General features: G+C 68.7%; 21 protein-coding genes and 1 pseudogene. 6 read left to right on the forward strand and 16 right to left on the reverse strand.

Annotation, left to right across the window (positions count from 1 at the left end; translation table 11 throughout):
- Positions 1 to 22: 22 nt before the first annotated feature.
- The 5 genes from QT382_RS10970 (at position 23) to QT382_RS10990 (ending at position 2,540) form a co-directional block, all read left to right on the forward strand.
- Positions 23 to 634: a hypothetical protein gene (locus QT382_RS10970; RefSeq protein ID WP_289254073.1), complete on the forward strand. Its 612-nt coding sequence runs from the start codon at positions 23 to 25 to the stop codon at positions 632 to 634.
- Positions 635 to 705: 71 nt separating this feature from the next.
- Positions 706 to 1,344, forward strand: coding sequence for an FMN-binding negative transcriptional regulator (locus tag QT382_RS10975; protein WP_289254074.1), 639 nt, complete (start codon positions 706 to 708; stop codon positions 1,342 to 1,344).
- A gap of 15 nt (positions 1,345 to 1,359) precedes the next feature.
- Positions 1,360 to 1,938 (forward strand): c-type cytochrome, encoded by a 579-nt coding sequence (locus QT382_RS10980; RefSeq protein ID WP_289254075.1) that lies wholly within the window; start codon positions 1,360 to 1,362, stop codon positions 1,936 to 1,938.
- Between the two features lie 6 nt (positions 1,939 to 1,944).
- Positions 1,945 to 2,229 (forward strand): c-type cytochrome, encoded by a 285-nt coding sequence (locus tag QT382_RS10985; RefSeq protein WP_289254076.1) that lies wholly within the window; start codon positions 1,945 to 1,947, stop codon positions 2,227 to 2,229.
- Complete coding sequence (locus tag QT382_RS10990; RefSeq protein WP_289254077.1) at positions 2,226 to 2,540, forward strand: DUF1330 domain-containing protein; 315 nt, start codon at positions 2,226 to 2,228, stop codon at positions 2,538 to 2,540. The genes QT382_RS10985 and QT382_RS10990 overlap by 4 nt, the downstream gene beginning before the upstream one ends.
- 10 nt (positions 2,541 to 2,550) lie before the next feature.
- Here the strand turns inward: QT382_RS10990 and QT382_RS10995 are convergent, their stop codons facing one another.
- The 8 genes from QT382_RS10995 to QT382_RS11030 form a co-directional block, all read right to left on the reverse strand.
- Positions 2,551 to 2,979 carry a DoxX family protein gene (locus QT382_RS10995; protein WP_289254078.1) on the reverse strand — a complete coding sequence of 143 codons (429 nt, stop codon included), beginning with the start codon at positions 2,977 to 2,979 and terminating at the stop codon, positions 2,551 to 2,553.
- Positions 2,980 to 3,055: 76 nt separating this feature from the next.
- Positions 3,056 to 3,652 carry a hypothetical protein gene (locus QT382_RS11000; protein ID WP_289254079.1) on the reverse strand — a complete coding sequence of 199 codons (597 nt, stop codon included), beginning with the start codon at positions 3,650 to 3,652 and terminating at the stop codon, positions 3,056 to 3,058.
- Positions 3,649 to 4,038, reverse strand: a complete 390-nt coding sequence (locus QT382_RS11005) for a DUF8817 family protein (protein ID WP_289254080.1) — start codon at positions 4,036 to 4,038, stop codon at positions 3,649 to 3,651. Before QT382_RS11005 ends, QT382_RS11000 begins: the two co-directional genes overlap by 4 nt.
- Positions 4,039 to 4,049: 11 nt before the next feature.
- Positions 4,050 to 4,466 (reverse strand): hypothetical protein, encoded by a 417-nt coding sequence (locus QT382_RS11010; RefSeq protein ID WP_289254081.1) that lies wholly within the window; start codon positions 4,464 to 4,466, stop codon positions 4,050 to 4,052.
- A 96-nt stretch (positions 4,467 to 4,562) separates the two neighbouring features.
- The gene (locus QT382_RS11015; RefSeq protein ID WP_289254082.1) at positions 4,563 to 4,934 is read right to left on the reverse strand and encodes a VOC family protein; all 372 of its coding nucleotides are present in this window, start codon (positions 4,932 to 4,934) and stop codon (positions 4,563 to 4,565) included.
- A gap of 5 nt (positions 4,935 to 4,939) precedes the next feature.
- On the reverse strand, positions 4,940 to 5,380 hold the full coding sequence (locus tag QT382_RS11020) for a DUF1801 domain-containing protein (protein ID WP_289254083.1): 441 nt from the start codon (positions 5,378 to 5,380) through the stop codon (positions 4,940 to 4,942).
- Positions 5,381 to 5,423: 43 nt separating this feature from the next.
- Entirely contained in the window at positions 5,424 to 5,852 is a 429-nt protein-coding gene (locus tag QT382_RS11025) for a DUF1801 domain-containing protein (protein WP_289254084.1), read from the reverse strand.
- The gene (locus QT382_RS11030) at positions 5,849 to 6,304 is read right to left on the reverse strand and encodes an SRPBCC family protein (RefSeq protein ID WP_289254085.1); all 456 of its coding nucleotides are present in this window, start codon (positions 6,302 to 6,304) and stop codon (positions 5,849 to 5,851) included. The genes QT382_RS11025 and QT382_RS11030 overlap by 4 nt, the downstream gene beginning before the upstream one ends.
- Before the next feature lie 151 nt (positions 6,305 to 6,455).
- Between QT382_RS11030 and QT382_RS11035 the strand changes: the two genes are divergently transcribed.
- A complete protein-coding gene (locus QT382_RS11035; protein ID WP_289254086.1) occupies positions 6,456 to 6,872 on the forward strand; it encodes a hypothetical protein in 417 nt (138 codons plus the stop codon).
- Between the two features lie 34 nt (positions 6,873 to 6,906).
- On the opposite strand, the pseudogene QT382_RS11040 reads toward QT382_RS11035, so the two are convergent.
- The 8 genes and pseudogenes from QT382_RS11040 to QT382_RS11075 form a co-directional block, all read right to left on the reverse strand.
- Positions 6,907 to 7,218 (reverse strand): annotated as a pseudogene (locus QT382_RS11040) (antibiotic biosynthesis monooxygenase family protein); the annotation flags it as partial.
- Between the two features lie 95 nt (positions 7,219 to 7,313).
- A complete protein-coding gene (locus tag QT382_RS11045) occupies positions 7,314 to 7,763 on the reverse strand; it encodes an SRPBCC family protein (protein ID WP_289254087.1) in 450 nt (149 codons plus the stop codon).
- 7 nt (positions 7,764 to 7,770) lie between these two features.
- Entirely contained in the window at positions 7,771 to 10,716 is a 2,946-nt protein-coding gene (locus QT382_RS11050; RefSeq protein WP_289254088.1) for an adenosylcobalamin-dependent ribonucleoside-diphosphate reductase, read from the reverse strand.
- A gap of 200 nt (positions 10,717 to 10,916) precedes the next feature.
- The gene (locus tag QT382_RS11055) at positions 10,917 to 11,771 is read right to left on the reverse strand and encodes an alpha/beta fold hydrolase (protein WP_289254089.1); all 855 of its coding nucleotides are present in this window, start codon (positions 11,769 to 11,771) and stop codon (positions 10,917 to 10,919) included.
- 10 nt (positions 11,772 to 11,781) lie between these two features.
- Positions 11,782 to 14,004 (reverse strand): TonB-dependent receptor, encoded by a 2,223-nt coding sequence (locus QT382_RS11060; protein WP_289254090.1) that lies wholly within the window; start codon positions 14,002 to 14,004, stop codon positions 11,782 to 11,784.
- A gap of 245 nt (positions 14,005 to 14,249) precedes the next feature.
- Positions 14,250 to 15,035: a 3-hydroxybutyrate dehydrogenase gene (locus tag QT382_RS11065; protein WP_289254091.1), complete on the reverse strand. Its 786-nt coding sequence runs from the start codon at positions 15,033 to 15,035 to the stop codon at positions 14,250 to 14,252.
- A 1-nt stretch (position 15,036) separates the two neighbouring features.
- Positions 15,037 to 16,557, reverse strand: coding sequence for a class I adenylate-forming enzyme family protein (locus QT382_RS11070; RefSeq protein ID WP_289254092.1), 1,521 nt, complete (start codon positions 16,555 to 16,557; stop codon positions 15,037 to 15,039).
- Positions 16,557 to 17,726 (reverse strand): acetyl-CoA acetyltransferase, encoded by a 1,170-nt coding sequence (locus tag QT382_RS11075; RefSeq protein ID WP_289254093.1) that lies wholly within the window; start codon positions 17,724 to 17,726, stop codon positions 16,557 to 16,559. The genes QT382_RS11070 and QT382_RS11075 overlap by 1 nt, the downstream gene beginning before the upstream one ends.
- Positions 17,727 to 17,772 lie beyond the last annotated feature (46 nt).

A 17,772-nucleotide genomic window follows, 5' to 3' on the forward strand; every position in this document is an offset into this window, starting at 1 on the left:
CCTGGCACCGCGCCGGCCCGGCTTGCTGGCGGCGCTGCTGCTGGTCCATCTCGCACTGCTCTGGGCCCTGGATCCGCGGGCTCGTCGCCCGTCGGAGCAGCCGGCTCGCCGGGCGCGCCTGGATCTGAAGGTCTGGGTGCTGCCCAGGCCGCCGGCCGAGCGCGCGGTGGAGCCCCGGACCGAGCCGACCATCAAGCCGGCCCGGCCGGTGGCCCTGCCAGCACCTGCGCCCGAATCCACCACCGCCACCGCCGAGCCCACCGGCGAGCCGACCCGCTCCGCCGCCGTCGAAGGTCCTCCTGCTGCAACGATCAGTGAGGGCGCTGCAGCCGCGCGGCCACCGTTGCGCATCATCCTGCCCAAGCCCGGCAAGCCCGGCGAGTTCAGCGCCTTCCACAACCCGGCCCTGCATGACCCGCGCAGCAACTCGATCAAGAAGCTGACGCTGGAAGAGAAGATGGGCATTGCCCTGGGCACGATGGAATGCGTGCTGGAGGAACGCCAGCCGGACGGCAGCATCTGGCGCGGCGGCGGACGCATCGTCTACCAGCAGTCCGCCATCGCGGCCATAGGCGGTGCAGCCACCGGTTCAGGCAAGGACGCCGTCGTCGCCGTCTGCGTGCGGCCGGGCTGAGGCTCAGCCTGTTCGCGGCCTGATACTGTCGCCACCCAGCCCTGAACGCCCGGACCAAGGACGCCGACCCCATGTACCTGCCCAGCCATTTCGAGGTCAAGGAGCGCGAGCCGTTGCTGGCGCTGATCGAGGCCAACCCGCTCGCCACCTGGGTGATGCCCACGCCCGACGAACCGCTGCAGGCCAACCACATCCCCTTTCTGCTGGATCGCAGCCGCGGCGAGCAGGGCCTGCTCATCGGCCATGTGGCCCGCGCCAATCCGGTCTGGAAGGCCTGCACCGGCGAGGCCGAGGCCCTGCTGGTGTTCCAGGATTCGCAGGCCTACATCTCACCCAACTGGTACCCGAGCAAGGCCGAGCATGGCAAGGCGGTGCCGACCTGGAACTACGCCGTCGTCCATGTGCATGGCCGGCCGCGAGCGATCGAGGACAAGACCGCCCTGCTCGAAATCGTCACCCGGCTGACCCGCCGCCACGAGTCGGCTCAGCCCCAGCCCTGGGACGTCACCGACGCGCCCATCGACTACATAGACAAGCTGCTGGGCGCCATCGTCGGCATCGAGATCCCGATCGAGCGGCTGCAGGGCAAGTGGAAGGTCAGCCAGAACCGCAGCGCAGAGGACCGGGCCGGCCTGTCTGCGGCCCTGCGCCATTCCGGTGGCGACGAGGCGAAGCAGATGGCAGACTGGAGCGATCGCCCACCGGCCTGAACCCAGGAGGTCCGCATGGCAGTTCGGCGCGTCTTGTCCTGGCTCGTCGCCCTGCTCTTGCTGGCAGCCGTGGCGGCAGCGGCAGCGGTCTGGGTCCTGAGCGAGCGGCACTTGCGCTCGTTCCCGCGTCCACCGCCGTTCGCGCAAGCCATACCCACCGATGCCGCAGCCATCGCCCGCGGCGAGCACCTGCTCAACACGCGCGGCTGCAAGGGTTGTCATGGCGCACAGCTGGAGGGCCAGCTGTTCTACGGCACACCGGCACCCGGCCTGGCCGCCCTGGCCCGCACGGCGAGCGCGGCCGAGCTGGAAGCAGCGATACGCCACGGCATAGGCCGCGACGGCAAGGCCCTTTACACCATGCCGGCCTTCAGCTTCGTCCACCTGAACGACGCCGACCTGGCCGACCTGATCGCCTACCTGCGCCAGGCGCCGCTGCCACCGCAGCCGGACCTGCCTGAGCCCAGCCTGGCCTGGCGGGTGCGCCTGGACCTGGCCCTGGGCCGCGACGGCGCCGTGCCGCATTGGCTGCCCCAGGTGCCGACGCTCAAGCACCAGGCGGGCCCCGATGCCTCGCTGGCCCGCGGCGAATAAATCGCCATGACCACCTGCATCGAATGCCATGGCTTCTCGCTGCATGCCGACGAGCCCTGGGCCAGCGGCGGTCCGCCGTTCGCGCCGGACCTGCGCCTGATCGCCGCCTACGGGCCGGCCGAGTTCCGCACGCTGATGAAGACCGGGCGCGCCCTGGGAGATCGCGAATTGAAGATGATGAGCGGCGTGGCCCGTGGCCGCTTCAGCCATTTCAGCGAGCAGGAGCTCGCCGATCTCTACCGATTCCTCCGACACCAGGCCGGCGCGCCGGACCCGAGCAAACCATCATGAGCAACAACTCCAAGGGCTACTGGATCGCCCGCGTCGACGTCAGCGACCCAGAGCAATACAAGGCCTATGTGGCCGCCAACGCCAAGCCCTTCGCCGCCCATGGCGCGCGCTTCCTGGTGCGCGGCGGCGCGTTCGAGAACCCCGAGGGCGGCCACCGCAGCCGCAATGTGGTGATCGAGTTCCCCAGCTACCAGGCCGCCGTCGCCTGCTGGCATGACCCCGACTACCAGGCGGCCATCCGGCTGCGCGCGCCGGTCTCGGTGATCGACCTGGTGATCATCGAGGGCTACGACGGACCGCAGCCGGCTTGAGCCTGCGAGCTCAGAACGAGGCGATGCTGCCGCGCTTGTCGTAGAGGCCGGCCTTGTCGGCACCGGCCACGGCGATCAGGCACAGCAGCAGGCAGACGCTGTATTCGCAGCCGCCCGAGCCATGCTCGCCGACGAACCAGCCGCGCGGTGCATGGACCACGAAAATGCCGCCCACCGCAATCGCCATCAGGCCCAGCACCGAGTAGCGCGCCTTGTAGCCCAGCAGCACCAGCAGGCCGCAGACGATCTCGACCGTGGTGATGCCCCAGACCACGCCCAGCGGAAACGGAAAGCCCTTGTTGCCCATGAAGTCGGCAAAGCGCGGAATCGTGCCGTTCAAGACACGCGTTATGGCATGGGCCAGGAACAGTCCGGCCACACCCATTCTCAGCAGGGTCAGGCTGGTGCGCAGCGAAGGGATGAGGCGGTCGATGATCATGGGCGGTCCTTGAGGGAGCGGTGCAGAGGCGGCGAGGATGCCAGCCGCGGCCGGGCGTGCCGGGAGTCACTTCGGGTTAAACCTTGGCCCGCCCCTCGAACAGCTCGATGGCGGCCTGCGCCACCTGGCGGGTGTCGTACCAGGCATAGGCGCCCACGCCCGCCGCGCCCACCAGGGGCAGCCAGCGGGCCAGGCTGCTGCCCAGCGCGCGCTGGCTCAGCTTGAGGCCGATGGCGGCGGCCAGCTTCTTCAGCGCACCGGCCGCCAGCGGCTGCACCACCAGGCGCTCGCCCACGCGGACAGCGAGGTCGCGCAGGCCTTGCGCCGCCGTGTGACGGAACAGGCAGTAAAGCATCTGCGTGCGGTCCAGCTCCTGCGTGCGACCGTAGACCGCGGCGATGTCGGCCACCAGCTGCGACTGGATGCGCCACACGCTCATCATCTCGGGCACCAGGGTCAGCCAGCCCAGCGGACCGACCGGCAGGCTCAGGCTGCCGGCCGCCAGCGCGGCGCGGCGGGCGGCACGCTCGGTCAGGCGCCGCGCCTGCTGTTCCGGTCGGCTGGCGGCGGCTTCGCTGGACGCCGGCCGCTGCGCCACCAGGTCCAGCAAGGCCTCGCCCAGCGCGCCGGCCACGTCGCGCCCTGAATTCGGGCTGTGGCTGCTGCTGTTCAAAGCGGCTGGTAGAACTGCAGGCCGTTGCCGGCCGGGTCGTGCAAATGGAACTCGCGCGTGCCCCAGGGCGTATCGGCCGGCATGGCATAGGGGCTGCGGCTGCGCGCGCCGCTGTCTATGCCCGCGGCAGCGAACTCGCGCTGCAGCGCATCCACGTCGTCCACCAGCAGCCGGTAGACCGGCCGGTCCATGCCGGCCGGCAGGCCGGACAGATCGTTCCACTGGATGTGCAGCTCCGCGCCCTCGCGTATCACCGCCGCATAGCGCGGCGCTGTCGCCGAGTCCTGGAAGTCGAGCACGAAGCCGAGCTGCTCATAGAAGCGGACCGACTCGGTCACGTCATGGGCCATCAATACCGGATGGACGGCAAGCAGGCGGGGTCCCATGGCCTGTCCTTTCAGCCCAGGCGCCGCCAACTCAGGCGATGCCCCAGCCAGGCCATGGGCAGGTAGGCCAGGATCACGTCCACCGCATTGAACCAGGCCGGGCCCGGCAGCATGAAGCAGTTGGCGATGCCGCCCAGCATGAACATCACGCCCACGGCATAGGCCGCGCGCACCGAGCGGTCGGGGGTGAGCACGGTCGCCACCGCGGCGCCGACCAGGGTGCCCAGCGCATGGGCCAGGAAGGGGAACAAGAAGTGCCGAGGCTCGAACAGATGGATCGTGGCCTTGAGCCCTTCCATCGTGGTCACGTCGGCGCCCGCCGGTGGCGGGATCAGCTTGGGGCCGGTCATGACCAGGGCCATGTTGACGATGCTGCCTATGACGAGGCCGGCCAGCACGGCGAGGATCAGGCGAAGCAGGCGATTCATCTTGCAGACTCCGGACGCTGTGGATGGACCGATTCTTGGCCCGGCTACCGGCCGCCGCACCAGGGCATCCCCGGGGGTCGGCGGCGGCACCGGTTCCTATAGCGCCTGGCCGAAGTACAGCGTGTGGCCCTGGTTGTCGCGCAGCACGATCTCACGGGTGCTCCAGGCGGTGTCGTGCACGTCCTGGTCCAGCTTCAGGCCACGCGCCTTGAGCTGCTCGGCCAGCTCTGCCACGTCGCCGGTGGTCAGGTACAGGTGCAGATGGCCGCCCTCGTCCACATAGGGAATCGAGGGGTCGGGCTGGTCGACGAGCTTCAGGTGGATCTGCTGGTCGCCCATGCGCAGGCCGGCGTAGAAGCCCTGGTAGTTGAACGCCAGCTCGAAGCCCAGCTGCTCGGTGTAGAAGCGCAGCGAGGCCTCGAGGTCGGTGGTGCGCAGCTGCGGCGTGATGGCGGTGATCATGGACATGGCGCTCACTCCTTGGCCGCGGCCGGCTTCATGGCCGGGCTTTTCTTCTGGCTCTTCTTCGCCGCATTGAAGGCCGCGGCCTGCTGAAACAAGGCCTTGAGCGCCTTCTCGTCCAGCTTCTCGCCCTCGCGGATGTCGATGGCGCGGCGCACATTGCCGTCCAGGCTGGAGTTGAAGAGCTTGGCCGGATCGGACAGCGAGGCGCCATTGGCGAAGGTCAGCTTGACCACCTGCTTGTAGGTTTCGCAGGTAGTGATCAGGCCCTGGCAGGACCAGCAGGGCGTGCCCATCCACTTCACTTCTTCCACCACCTCGGGCAAGGCCGCGTGCATCAGCGCGCGCACCTTGGCCAGCATGGCGCCGCGCCAGTCGGCCAGGGCGGCGATCTTGGCGTCGATCTGGGCGGAGGCGGAGTCGGCGGCGGCTGCCGGTGTCGGGGTCTTCATGGCGTTGCTCTCAACAGTGAGTCAAGCGGGTGATTCTGATCGTTCAGTTGCGCCCCCAGCCCGGCAGTCGGCTCGCCTGCTGCACCCAGTGGGTGAAGCAAGCTTCGTCCAGGACATCGTGCTCGCGCAGGTCCAGGTAGCGCACCTCTGCCTGCTTGGACTCGCCCGGCGGCAGCGGCTGCAGCGCGGCGCCGCGGAAGAAGGCGATCTTGAGGTACTTGTCGTAGCAGTGGAAGCTGAGGAACCAGCCCTGGCCCTCGACACCATAGAACGGCGAGTTCCACTTGACCGCCTTGCACAGGCCGGTCACGCCAGCCGCGCTGATCAGCGCGTCGAGCCGGCGGCCGAGCTCTCTCTTCCAGCCGGGCATGGCGGCGATGTAGGCCTGCACCGGGGCATCGCCATCGGCCTTGGCGATCTGCGGATTGCCGCCCGAGAGCAGGCGCGGTTTTGATGAGGCGGCCGCCGTCATGTGCCGGGCTGCTCGCACAGCTGCTTCAGCACCGCCAGCGCCTTGGGATAGGTGTCGAGCATGTACTGCTCCCAGTCCTGGGCCGTGTCCAGGCTGACGACCAGGCGGCAGCCGCCGGGCACGGCCTCGAAGCGGTAGTTTTCGTAGGCCGGCGCCCAGGCGCGCACCTTGTCGCTGGTGAGGTCCTCGACGCCGTTCTCGATCATGCCCAGATGCCGGATCGAGATGAACTCATGCCGCCGGTTCTCGGCGATCTCGGCGCTCATGCCATCGCCCGAAGGGCCGACGAAGCGCATCTTCGTGCCCTGCTCCCAGGAGCCCACATAGGTCGAGCCTTCGCTGAACACCGCCGTCCAGGCGCGGTAGCCCTCCGGCCCCAGCATGCAGGACCAGACCCGGGCACAGGGGGCGGCCACGGTGGTTTCGAAATTCAGGGTCTTCTTGCTCGTCATGGTGATCTCCTGGCAGGAGCAGCCGGGGCCATCCCGGTTGCCTCTACTCTCGACGATCGGAGGCCGTACGGATAGACAAACCAGCCCCGGTGAAAACCCGGGCTACGTCGGCCTGCTATGGTGGCGGCTAGCTTCACGCAGGGAGTCGGGCATGGCCAAACGCAGCAAGACCTGGGCCGAAAAGCTGGAGACCGGCGAACCCCATGTGGAGCAGCTGGACCGTGCCTTCGCCGGCATCCCGGCCGGCGGGCGGATGCTGGTGTCCAGCCCGCGCGAGCTGCAGGCCTATCTGCGCCGCGCGCTGCGGCCCGGCATGACCCTGGACCTGCCGGAAGTGCGCGCCCGCCTGGCCCGCAAGCATGGGGCCGACGGCACCTGTCCGATGAGCACCTCGATCTTCTTGCGCATCGTGGCCGAGCATGCCTGGGACCAGCTGGAAGCCGGCACGCCCATAGACCGGGTCACGCCGTTCTGGCGGGTCGTCGATCCGGCCTCGCCGCTGGCCCTCAAGCTGCGGGCAGGCCCTCAGTGGATTGCGCAGCAGCGGGCCGCTGAGGGCAGCCAGTAGCGACGACGGTCGAACCCGCAGCCACGCGGCGGCCCGCCAGCGGATGAACGATGCCGCCATCGCCGTAGTTCGCCAGCACCTGGGCCACCACCACCTGGTAGCCGGCCAGCCAGCGCGCCTGCTGCTGCTTGGCCTCGACATGGTCCGGATGCTTCATCAGCGCCTGCAGAGCCTCCATAGATTCCCAGTAGTAGACGTTGGAGATCAGGCCGGTCTCGGCGTTCTCCCAAGTCTCCTCGCCCAGATAGCCCGGCACCGAGCGGGCCGCCCGCGCAATCGCCTCGTCCAGGGCGTAGAAGGCGTCGTCGTACTGCTTCTTGGCGAAGGTGAAGGTGGAGGTGTACATGGGCGGGCGGACTGTGCCGAGGCTAGGCGGAAGGCGGGCCGGGTTCCGGCCGCCAGCGAAAGCGCGCGAGTATAGGGAGCGCACGGCAGGGCTGCTCAACGGCCTTCGGCCGCCGCCTTCAGGTCGTTCAGGTCCGCCATCAAGGCCTTGCGGATCACGCCCTTGAAGAACAGGACCATGGGAATGGACTTGAGCTTGGCCACCCAGTCCTGCGGCAGGGTCTCGTGGGCGCTGGTCAGCGTGACGCCACCCGGACCTTCGGCCAGGCGCAGCGTGGACAGAAAAACAAAGCCCGGATGCTCGGCCCGGGTCTTGTAGAACTCGCCCTCGGCCGCCTCGGTGATCCACTTCTCCACCGACTCCGGCTTGCCGAACAGCATCCGCGTCTCTTTCCAGCGCAGGCCCACCAGGCCCTGGGCCGGCTTGTGCACGATCTCGATGGCCTCGATGCCGCTGATGAAACTCGCCGAGTGCTCGATGTCGGCCAGCTTGGCCCAGGTGGCTGCCTTGCTGGCGCTGACGGTGATCTGGGCTTCAACGATCATGGCTGGCTCACCCACACTGCCCCACATAGCCGCAGGCGGTGCAGAAATCGCAGCCGTCCTTGTGGATCATGGTGGCGTTGCCGCATTCCGGGCAGGGCTTGCCGGCCATGGCCTGGACCGAGGTGGTCGCCGCCTTGCTGGAGCCCACCGGCGCCTGCAGCAGGCCCATCTCGACCAGGGGCAGGCCTTGCTCGTCGAGGATGCCCAGCATGGCGTAGCGGTGGATGATCAGCCGCGCCACATAGGCCACGGTGCTGGGCCAGACCTGCTGGCGACGCTCGCCCGCCAGGTTGGGCACCGGCGCCATGAAGTGGCCCAGCGGCTCGCCCACGTTGAGCAGCTTGCGCAGCTTCATGCCTATCCAGGCCGGGTCCATCACCCGCATGTCCAGGCTCAGCAAGCGGGCCATGCCGTCCAGCGCCTTGGGATAGTTGCCGGAGAAGCCCATGGCACAGGGCCGCGTGCTGTGGCCACCCTCGGGTTTGGGCAGCAGCACTTCCTTCAGGGTCAGCGTGAACTGCTCGCCGGTGGCCGGGTTGTCCACGTCCACCGCCCAGGCCAGCGTGCCCATGGTGCCGGTGCGCGGCTCCTCGCGGCTGAACATCGCGTCCAGCACCGGCGTGGGGCCGCCCTCCTGCAGCGCGCCAAGTTGCTCGCAGCGCCAGCGGATCACGGCCGCCGTGGCCGCCACCACGCCGGGGAACAGGCGCGGCTCGCCGCCCGGGGGCATGGGCATCTCGAAGGCACGCTCCTCGGCCACCGTGGTCAGCGCATCCAGCTTGAGCTTGAGCCAGGCCGCGTCGTTGGTGCGCAGGTCCATGGACAAAGTCTTGGCAACGGCCGACAGGCCGCGCGGTTGCTCGGCACCGTTGACCCAGACTTCGAACGGCAGGTTCTTGCCGAACAGGCCGGCGTCCGGCCCCTCGGCCGGCAGCTCGCCGACGAAGAGCGCGAAGTCGCCATGCGGGTGGCGGATCATGTAGCTCCAGGCCGGGTTGCCGCCGGGCAGCTCGGGCCGGCTGGGCCAGCGCAGCGAGGCCATCACGGCCTTGGGCAGGCGCTCGACGCGCAGCCGCTGGTTGCTGCCGTCCACGTCGGTGACCGGCCGCAGCGGCTCGGGCGCGGCCGAGGAAGGCTCGACGCTCAGGATGGAGCCCAGCACCGAGTTGGGCCGGTAGGTGGCCAGGCCCTTGAGCCCGCCTTTCCAGGCCTGCGTGTAGAGGTCCTGGAAGTCGGCGTACGGATAGTCGGCCGGCACGTTGACCGTCTTGGAGATCGAGGTGTCTATGTAGGGCGCCACGGCCGAGACCATGGAGGCATGGTCGGCCGCGCTCAGCTCCAGCGCGGTGACGAAGGCCGGCGTGAGCGGCGTCTCGGTGCCGTAGAGATGGCGGAACAGCCGCCAGGCATGGTCCTCCACCGCGTATTCCTTGAAGCTTCCGTCGGGCATGCGCTTCTTGCGGGTATAGGCCCAGCTGAAGGCCGGCTCTATGCCGTTGCTCGCGTTGTCGGCAAAGGCGAGGCTGATGGTGCCGGTGGGCGCGATGGACAGCAGGTGCGAATTGCGCAGGCCCTGGGCGCGGATCTTGTCCTTCAGCGATTGCGGCAGGCGCGAGGCAAAGCTGCCGCCCGACAGATACAGGTCGGCGTTGAACAGCGGGAAGGCACCGCGCTCGGCCGCCATGTCGCTCGATGCTTCATACGCGGCATTGCGCATCACCTCGCTGATGCGCCGCGCCATGTTGCGCGCGGCCTCGGTGTCGTAGCGCAGGTTCAGCATCACCAGCGTGTCGCCCAGGCCGGTGAACCCGAGGCCCACGCGGCGCTTGTTGCGCGCCTCCTGCGCCTGCGCCGGCAGCGGCCAGGGCGTCACGTCCAGCACGTTGTCCAGCATGCGCGTGGCCGTGCGGCAGACCTCGGTGAAGGCGGCCTCGTCGAACACCGCCTGCTCTTCGAACGGATGCTCGACGAACTGCGTCAGATCGACCGAGCCGAGGCAGCAGCAGCCGTAAGGCGGCAGCGGCTGTTCGGCGCATGGGTTGGTGGCCGTGATCGACTCGCAGTAATGCAGGTTGTTGTCGCTGTTGATGCGGTCCAGGAACAGCACGCCGGGTTCGGCATGGTCGTAGGTGGAGCGCATGACCTGGTCCCAGAGGTCGCGGGCGGCGACGCGGCGGTAAACCCAGAGGCCGTCCTTGCGCTGGTAGGCGCCTTCTTCGCGCTGGCCGGGGCCGGGTTCGGCGCGGTGCACCAGCTCGACCTCACTGCCCGCCTCCACCGCCTTCATGAAGGCATCGGTCACGCCTATGGAGATGTTGAAGTTGCGCAGGTCACCCTGGTCCTTGGCGTGGATGAATTCCTCGATGTCCGGATGGTCGCAGCGCAGCACGCCCATCTGGGCGCCGCGGCGGGCGCCTGCGCTTTCCACCGTCTCGCAGCTGCGGTCGAACACGCGCATGTAGCTGACCGGGCCCGAGGCGCTGGAGCGCGTGGCGCCGACCCAGGCGCCCTTGGGGCGGATGCGCGAGAAGTCGTAGCCCACGCCGCCGCCGCGCCGCATGGTCTCGGCCGCTTCGGTCAACGCCGTGTAGATGCCGGGATGGCCGTCTTCCAGCGCCGCGATGGAGTCGCCCACCGGCTGCACGAAGCAGTTGATCAGGGTGGCGGCCAGCTCGGTGCCGGCGGCCGACATGATGCGGCCCGCCGGCACGAAGCCGCGGCGCTGCGCCTCGACGAACCTGGCTTCCCACTGCGCCCGCTGCTCGGGCAGCTCGGCCTGGGCCAGGGCTCGCGCCACGCGCAGCCGCAGCGTCTCGATGTCCAGCTCCTCGCCCTTGGCGTATTTCTCGATCAGCACCTCGGCGCTGATCTCCTGCGCCGGCAGGCTGGCCGCATCGGCGCGCTGGGGTGGCAGGGGGCTGAGGATGGGTTCGGGGGACTGCGTGGTGCTCATGGCGGCGAGGCTCCGGCGGCGTGCGGTTCAATGAAATGAAAAAGGGGCGGAGAGCCATCATGCCCCCGCCCCAGGACCCCGCCTGATGACAAACCCTGATCGGCATCAACAGCCGTACAGAACCGACCGGCGGAGCCCCTGAAGGGCTGTCGCCAACTGTACATCCATACAGTTGTTGATCCGCAATCCCTTGTTCGCCGTCAGGGGTTGTTGTGTCGCGCCAGGAAATCGACGATAGCGGCTCGCGCGGCCGGCTCGTCCAGCGTGGGCGCATGGCCGCGGCCCGGAATCTCCAGGGCCTCCAGCGACGGCAGGCGTTCGGTCATGGCCTGCAGGGTAGCGGCCGCCAGGATGTCGGACAGCGCCCCGCGAATGGCCAGCACCGGATGCGTGCCCAGCATCTGGAACAGCGGCCATAGATTGGGCGCCGCGCTGCCATTGGCCACGCCCTGCGAGATCTCGGGGTCGTAGTCCAGCAGCACCTGGTCCACGTCCATGATGCAGGTGTTCATCACCATGGCCAGCCAGTCCTCGCGGCCGAAGTCCGGAAACGCCTCGCCATTGATCGCGGCAATGCGCTCGACGGCCTGCTCCAGGCTGCAAGGCTCGTGCTGTTTGCCCACGTAGCCGGCGATGCGCGCGATGCCACGCGGATCCAGCTCCGGTCCCACATCGTTCAGCACGATGGCGTGAACCAGGATCGGCGCCATGGCCGCCATCATCACGGCCATCAGTCCGCCCAGCGAGGTGCCGACTATGCTGACCCGAGGAATGCCCAGCACACCCAGCAGCGTGAGCATGTCGGCGCAGTAGCGGTCAGGACGGTAGCGCGCGGGATCGCTGTCGCGGGCCGAATGGCCGCGGCCGCGCAGGTCGGGGCAGATCACGCGGTAGCGCGTGTTCAGCTGCCCGGCCAGCGCCGCGAAGTCCTTGCTGTTGCGCGTGAGCCCGGGCAAGCACAGGACGACAGGCGCGTCCGGCGCCGGCCCTGGGTAGTCACGCGCATACAGCCGCAGCCCGTCGTCGCTCAGGAAGTAGCGATCGAAATAGGGCATGCGACGACCATCAGAACTTGTAGGTGGCGCTGGCCGAGACGGTACGCGGTGCGCCGTAGAAGCCGCTCAGCACACCCAGCGAGGCGATGTTGTAGCCATCGGTGCGGTAGACCTGGTTGGTCAGGTTGTTGCCCTGCAGCGAGAAGCTCCAGTGCTTGTCGCGCTCCCACACCACGCCGGCGTTCAACAGCGCGTAGCCGTCCTGGGCGATGGCTTCGCTCAGGTCGGTGGTCGGGTAGACCTTGCTGCGGTAGCTCATGCCCAGACGGGTGCGGAGCACGCCGCCGAAGGGTGCGGCCGACTTGGCCTCGATGTTGAGCGCGCCACTGAAGCTGGGCGTGTTGCTGAACCACTTGTTGGCGGCCACGTTGACACCGCGGTCCATGTACTCCTTGTACTTGGCATCGACGCCGGCCACGTTGCCGCTGACGGTCCAGATCGAATCGGGACGCCAGGCGAACTCGATCTCGATGCCGCGCACCGTGGCCTTGCCGGCGTTGGTGAAGTCACCGAAGAAGCCCTGCGTGCCGTTGGCGAGCGTGTAGGAGGTGAACACCGACAGCTGCACGTTCTTGTAGTTGTTGCTGAACAGGGCCGTGTTCATCTCGAAGCGGCCGCCGTCCAGGCTCATCTTGGAACCCAGCTCCAGCGAGTCGAGGATTTCGTCGGCGAAGGGCTTGGCCGAATCGGGCACGGCCGCCGTGTTGGCACGCACGTTGTAGCCGCCCGACTTGAAGCCGCGCGAGGCCGTGGCATACAGGTTGGTGGAGTCGCTCAGCTTGTAGTCCACGCCGATCTTGGGCGCGGTGTTCGAGACCTTGCGGGTCTTGTCGAAGTCGGCGCTGGTGGCGGTGATCGTGGTGAACTGGTCGTTGCTGTAGCTGCGGTTCAGCACGATGGCGTGCTTGCTTTCCTGCGTGTAGCGGACGCCGGCGCTGGCGCCCAGGCGCGGCGAGATCTTGAAGCTCCAGTCGGCATAGGCGGCTTCGCTCTTGGTGTAGACGCGACCGTTGGTGTCGCCGAACAGCAGGTTGAAGAAGTTGTTGCGCACCCGGCCGCCGGCATTGCCGTCGAAGGTGTAGAGGCCGAACACGCCGTTGTTGTTGTTGCCGTCGTAGGTCAGCTGCACTTCGTTGCTGCGCGACTTGTCGGAATAGGCGGCGCGCACGTCGGCGATCTTGTTGGGCAGGCCGTCGAAGTCGATGCCGGTCTCGGTCTCGGACTGGCGCTGGGCGCTGATGAACTTGGCGGTCCAGGACTCGTTCAGGTTCCAGGTCGCGGTGATCGAGTTGCCCTTGGCCGTCGTGTGGTTCTGGTTGGCCATGCCGCTGTTGATGTCGTAGCGGCTCTCGTAGGGCGGCGTCTTGGCCGGATCGTTGGGGTTGGCGATCAGGCGCTGGAAGCCGCGCATGTTCGACTTGTCGCGGGTCTCGTCGGCGCTGATCTGCACGCTCATGGGCAGGCCCTTGGGGAAGAAGCCCAGGCTGACGCGGCCGGCCTGGGTGTCCTGGTTGGACACGTCGCTGCCATCGGCCAGGTTCTTGCCGTAGCCGTCGCGCTGCAGGCTGGCCAGGGCCACGCGGCCGCGCAGCTGGCCGTCGTCGCTGCTCAGGTTGAGCGCGCCCTTGAGGTTGAGCTGGCCATAGTTGCCGACGGTGACGCCGATCGAGCCGCCATTCGAGTCCTGCAGCGGCTTGGACACGTACTTGATCGCGCCGCCGATGGTGTTCTTGCCGTACAGCGTGCCCTGCGGGCCGCGCAGCACTTCGATGCGCTGCACGTCATACACGTCCAGCAGCGCGCCCTGCGGACGGGCAATGAACACGTCGTCGAAATAGATGCCCACGCCCGGGTCCACACCCCACAGCGGATCGGACTGTCCGACGCCGCGGATGTAGGTGGTGATCGTGGTGTTGCTGCCGCGGGCGGCGTAGATGCTCAGGTTGGGCACCTGGCTCTGCAGGTCGCCCAGGTTCTTGATGTCCTTGGTCTCCAGCGCCTCGGCCGACAGCGCGGTGACGGCCACCGGCACGTCCTTCAGCGTCTCCTCGCGGCGGCGGGCCGTGACGGTCACCGTCTCCAGCGTGTTGACGTCGGCCTTGGCCTTGTCGTCGGCCTTGGCGGCCGGCGCCTGCTGCGCAAACGCGGCACCGGTCAGGGCCAGTGCTGCGGCCAGGCCGAGCGGGGAGCGGCGGAAAAGGGAAATGGACGTCGAGGACGGACGAATGCTCATGGGTTCTGTCTCCGTTGTTGATCTGAAAAAACGCCTGGCGTCTGGGGCGCCATGACGGCTGTCTGCGCAAGACCTGTGCCCGGACGCGCCGCCCTGGTGCAAACCACTAGGAGCGCGCCGGTCTCCCCAGGCGCGCGCCCACGCCAGGGGGCTGGACCCGGCCCTGCCAAGCTCGGACAGGCCGGATTCCAGACGCCTTGCACTGCCTGGATTTCAGGCAGTGACTGGGATTCAGACAGCCCCTGTCACTGGGCTGTCCAGCCTCCATCCACGGGCAGGGCCACGCCGGTGATGCCGGCGGCCGCCTCGCTGCAGAGGAACACCGCCACGTCGCCGATGCGCGAGGGCGGCAGCAGGGTCAGGTTGGGCTGCTTCTCGCGCAGCAGCTCGCGGATGCCGGCCTGGCGGTCGCCGCCGAAGGCGGCCGCACGGGCCTCGATCTGCGGGCCGATCAGCGGCGTATCGGTCCAGCCCGGGCAGATGCAGTTCACGGTCAGGCCCTCCGCGGCCGTCTCCAGGGCCACGCCCTTGGACATGCCGACCAGACCATGCTTGGCCGCCAGATAGGCGCTCTTGTTGACCGAGGCCACCAGGCCGTGGACCGAGGCGATGTTGACGATGCGGCCCCAACCGCGCGAGCGCATGCCCGGCACGGCGGCCTTCATGGTGTGGAAGGCCGACGAGAGGTTGATGGCGATGATCGCGTCCCAGCGCTCGGCCGGGAAGTCGGCGATGCCGCAGGTGTGCTGGATGCCGGCGTTGTTCACGAGGATGTCGGGCGCGGCCAGGGCCGCCGTGGCGGCGGCCACCAGGCCGGCGGCGGCCTGTGCGTCCGCCAGGTTGGCCGACACGTAGGCGCAGCGCACGCCCGACGCAGCGGCCAGTTCGTCGGCGATGCGCAGTCCCTGCTCGACCGGCTCGATGCCATGCAGCACCACGTCGGCCCCGGCGGCCGCCAGCTGCTCGGCGATGGCGCGGCCTATGCCCTGCGTCGACCCGGTCACCAGGGCGGTTCTTCCCTTCAACGTCATCTCATGTCTCCTTGGGGTTGAGTGGCTCTCGCAAGGCGGTCTTGAGCACCTTGCCGTAGTGGTTCTTGGGCAGCGCCGCGACGAACTCGTAGCGCTTGGGTCGCTTGAAGCGGGCGATGCGTTCCAGGCACAGGGCATCCAGCGCAGCGGCGTCGACGCCCGCATCGGCCACCACGAAGGCCACGACGACCTCGCCCCATTCGCGGTCGCTCTGGCCGACGACGGCCACCTCGCGCACACCGGGCGCGGCGAGCAGCACCTCCTCGACCTCGCGCGGGTAGATGTTGGAGCCGCCGCTGATGATCAGGTCCTTGCTGCGGTCCTTCAGCGTCAGGTAGCCATGCGCGTCCAGGACGCCCAGGTCGCCGGTCCAGAGCCAGCCGTCGCGCAGCGCGGCGCTGCTGGCCTCGGGCTTGTTCCAGTAGCCCGGCATCACGGTGGCGCCGCGCACCAGCACCTCGCCCACCGCGCCGTCGGGCAAGGCCTGACCCTGCTCGTCGGCCACCCGCACCTCGACCAGCAGCTGGGCCCGGCCCACCGAGGCGATGCGCGAGAGCCAGTCGGGATGCAGCACGTCGGCCAGGTCCTCGCGAGCCAAGGCGGTGATGGTCATCGGCGATTCGCCCTGGCCGTAGATCTGCACGAAGCGCGGCCCCATCACACGCAGCGCGCGCTGGATGTCTTCCACATACATCGGACCGCCACCGTAGACCAGGGTCTTGAAGCCCTCACCGCCACGGCCCAGACGCTCCAGCTCGTCGACCAGGCGCCGCACCATGGTCGGCGCGGCGAACAGGCAGAGCCGACCGACCGACTCCGCGAGCCCGGCCAACTCGGCCGGCTCGAATCCTTCCGACACCGGCACCACATGGCGCGCCGCCCGGGCCACGAAGGCAAAGTTGTAGAGCCCGGCGCCATGCGACATCGGCGCCGCGTAGACGATGGCGTCGTCAATGCCGAGGCTGGGGTCCACGTCCGAGAAGTAGCAGGCGGTCATCGCCAGCAGCATGGCGTGCGTCTCGATCACGCCCTTCGGTCTACCGGTGGTGCCCGAGGTGTAGAACAGCCAGGCCAGATCCCCGGCCTCCACGGATTCCATGGGCAAGGGCTGCTGCAGCAGTGCCTCCGCGTAGCAGGTGCTGTTAGGCACCAGCAGGCGCAACTCCGGCAGCTCGCGGCGCACCGCGTCACGGAAGGCAGAGCTCACGCAGGCCAGGCGGGCGCCGCTGTCCTCGACGATGTAGGCCAGCTCCTGCGGATGCAGCTTGGCATTGACCGGCACCACGGCCAGGCCCGCCCACCAGCAGGCGTAGAGCAACTCCAGGTAGGCCGGCTCGTTGCTCATGAAGAGCACGACGCGGTCGCCCGGCGCGAGGCCGTAGAACTCGCGCAAGGCACGCGCCAGGCGCGCCACACGGTCAGCCAGCTCGGCATAGCTGTAGAGAAGTTCGGAGCCCAGCAGCAGGGCCGGCCGCCCGGGATGCTGGCGCGCCGCGCGCTCGAGCAGGGAGGCGAGGTTCATCAGCGGGCCCGCTCCAGCACGCTGACGTAGCTCGCCACGGCCGAGCCACCCATGTTGAACACCCCGGCCAGTGTCGGGTCGCCGGGCAACTGCATCTCGCCCGCCTCGCCGCACAGCTGCATCGCCGAGAGCACATGCATGGACACGCCAGTGGCGCCGATCGGATGCCCCTTGGCCTTGAGTCCGCCGCTCACGTTGACCGGCAGCCGGCCCGCGCGCAACACGGTGCCCTCGTCCAGCAGCCGCGCGCCCTGCCCGGCCGGCGCCAGGCCCATGGCCTCGTAGCTCAGCAGCTCGGCGATGGTGAAACAGTCGTGCACCTCGGCGAAGCTCAGGTCATTCACGCTGCAGCCAGCGGCGGCCAGGGCCTGGGCCCAGGCACGGCGCGGCCCCTCGAAGCTCACCGCGTCGCGGCGCGACATCGGCAGGTAGTCGTTGACCTGGGCGCGGCTGCGCAAGCGCACGGCCCGGCGGAAGTCGGCGGCCAGCGATTCGTGGCACAGCACCAGGGCGGCGGCGCCGTCGGAGACCAGCGAGCAGTCGGTCTTGCGCAGGGGTGCAGCGATCAGCGGATTCTTCTCGGACACCGTGTTGCAGAACTCGAAGCCCAGGTCCTTGCGCATCTGGGCAAACGGATTGCGCACGCCGTTGGCATGGTTCTTGGCGGCGATGCGCGCCAGCGTGGCGGCGTGGTCGCCATGGCGCTCGAAATAGGCCTGCGCCATCTGCGCGAAGATGCCCGGGAACGTCAGCCCGGCGGCCGCCTCCTCACGCACGTACGAGGCATTGCCGAGGATGCGCGTGGTCTCGACGCCGCTGACGGCGGTCATCTTCTCGGCGCCCACCACCAGGGCGATGCGCGCCCGGCCGGCCTCGATGGCATCGGCCGCCGCGTAGAGCGCCGCGGCACCGGACGCACAGGCATTCTCGACCCGCGTGGCCGGCGCCCAGCGCAGGCCCGGATCGGCCTGCATCACCAGCGACGAGGCAAAGATCTCGGGCACGAAACCGCCATTGAGCTGACCCAGCCAGACCCCGTCGACCCGGGCCCCGGCCAGGCCGGCATCGGTCAATGCGCCCTGGGCCACCGTGGCGATCAGGGCTTCGAGGTCGAGCGCGTCGAGACGGCCGAACGGGCTGTGCGACCAGCCGACGATGCAAACTGACATGATGCGATTCCTTCCGGCACGGATCCTGCTGATGCCGGCGGCATTG

This window comes from Pelomonas sp. SE-A7 (assembly GCF_030345705.1).
In the GTDB taxonomy this organism is placed as follows: Bacteria; Pseudomonadota; Gammaproteobacteria; order Burkholderiales; family Burkholderiaceae_C; genus JAUASW01.

Coding starts and splice junctions, on each gene's coding strand:
- QT382_RS10975 (WP_289254074.1), top strand. CDS start 706: ATGTACCTGCCCAGCCATTTCGAGGTCAAGGAGCGCGAGCCGTTGCTG.
- QT382_RS10980 (WP_289254075.1), top strand. CDS start 1,360: ATGGCAGTTCGGCGCGTCTTGTCCTGGCTCGTCGCCCTGCTCTTGCTG.
- QT382_RS10985 (WP_289254076.1), top strand. CDS start 1,945: ATGACCACCTGCATCGAATGCCATGGCTTCTCGCTGCATGCCGACGAG.
- QT382_RS10990 (WP_289254077.1), top strand. CDS start 2,226: ATGAGCAACAACTCCAAGGGCTACTGGATCGCCCGCGTCGACGTCAGC.
- QT382_RS10995 (WP_289254078.1), bottom strand. CDS start 2,979: ATGATCATCGACCGCCTCATCCCTTCGCTGCGCACCAGCCTGACCCTG.
- QT382_RS11005 (WP_289254080.1), bottom strand. CDS start 4,038: ATGGGACCCCGCCTGCTTGCCGTCCATCCGGTATTGATGGCCCATGAC.
- QT382_RS11010 (WP_289254081.1), bottom strand. CDS start 4,466: ATGAATCGCCTGCTTCGCCTGATCCTCGCCGTGCTGGCCGGCCTCGTC.
- QT382_RS11015 (WP_289254082.1), bottom strand. CDS start 4,934: ATGTCCATGATCACCGCCATCACGCCGCAGCTGCGCACCACCGACCTC.
- QT382_RS11020 (WP_289254083.1), bottom strand. CDS start 5,380: ATGAAGACCCCGACACCGGCAGCCGCCGCCGACTCCGCCTCCGCCCAG.
- QT382_RS11025 (WP_289254084.1), bottom strand. CDS start 5,852: ATGACGGCGGCCGCCTCATCAAAACCGCGCCTGCTCTCGGGCGGCAAT.
- QT382_RS11030 (WP_289254085.1), bottom strand. CDS start 6,304: ATGACGAGCAAGAAGACCCTGAATTTCGAAACCACCGTGGCCGCCCCC.
- QT382_RS11035 (WP_289254086.1), top strand. CDS start 6,456: ATGGCCAAACGCAGCAAGACCTGGGCCGAAAAGCTGGAGACCGGCGAA.
- QT382_RS11045 (WP_289254087.1), bottom strand. CDS start 7,763: ATGATCGTTGAAGCCCAGATCACCGTCAGCGCCAGCAAGGCAGCCACC.
- QT382_RS11050 (WP_289254088.1), bottom strand. CDS start 10,716: ATGAGCACCACGCAGTCCCCCGAACCCATCCTCAGCCCCCTGCCACCC.
- QT382_RS11055 (WP_289254089.1), bottom strand. CDS start 11,771: ATGCCCTATTTCGATCGCTACTTCCTGAGCGACGACGGGCTGCGGCTG.
- QT382_RS11060 (WP_289254090.1), bottom strand. CDS start 14,004: ATGAGCATTCGTCCGTCCTCGACGTCCATTTCCCTTTTCCGCCGCTCC.
- QT382_RS11065 (WP_289254091.1), bottom strand. CDS start 15,035: ATGACGTTGAAGGGAAGAACCGCCCTGGTGACCGGGTCGACGCAGGGC.
- QT382_RS11070 (WP_289254092.1), bottom strand. CDS start 16,557: ATGAACCTCGCCTCCCTGCTCGAGCGCGCGGCGCGCCAGCATCCCGGG.
- QT382_RS11075 (WP_289254093.1), bottom strand. CDS start 17,726: ATGTCAGTTTGCATCGTCGGCTGGTCGCACAGCCCGTTCGGCCGTCTC.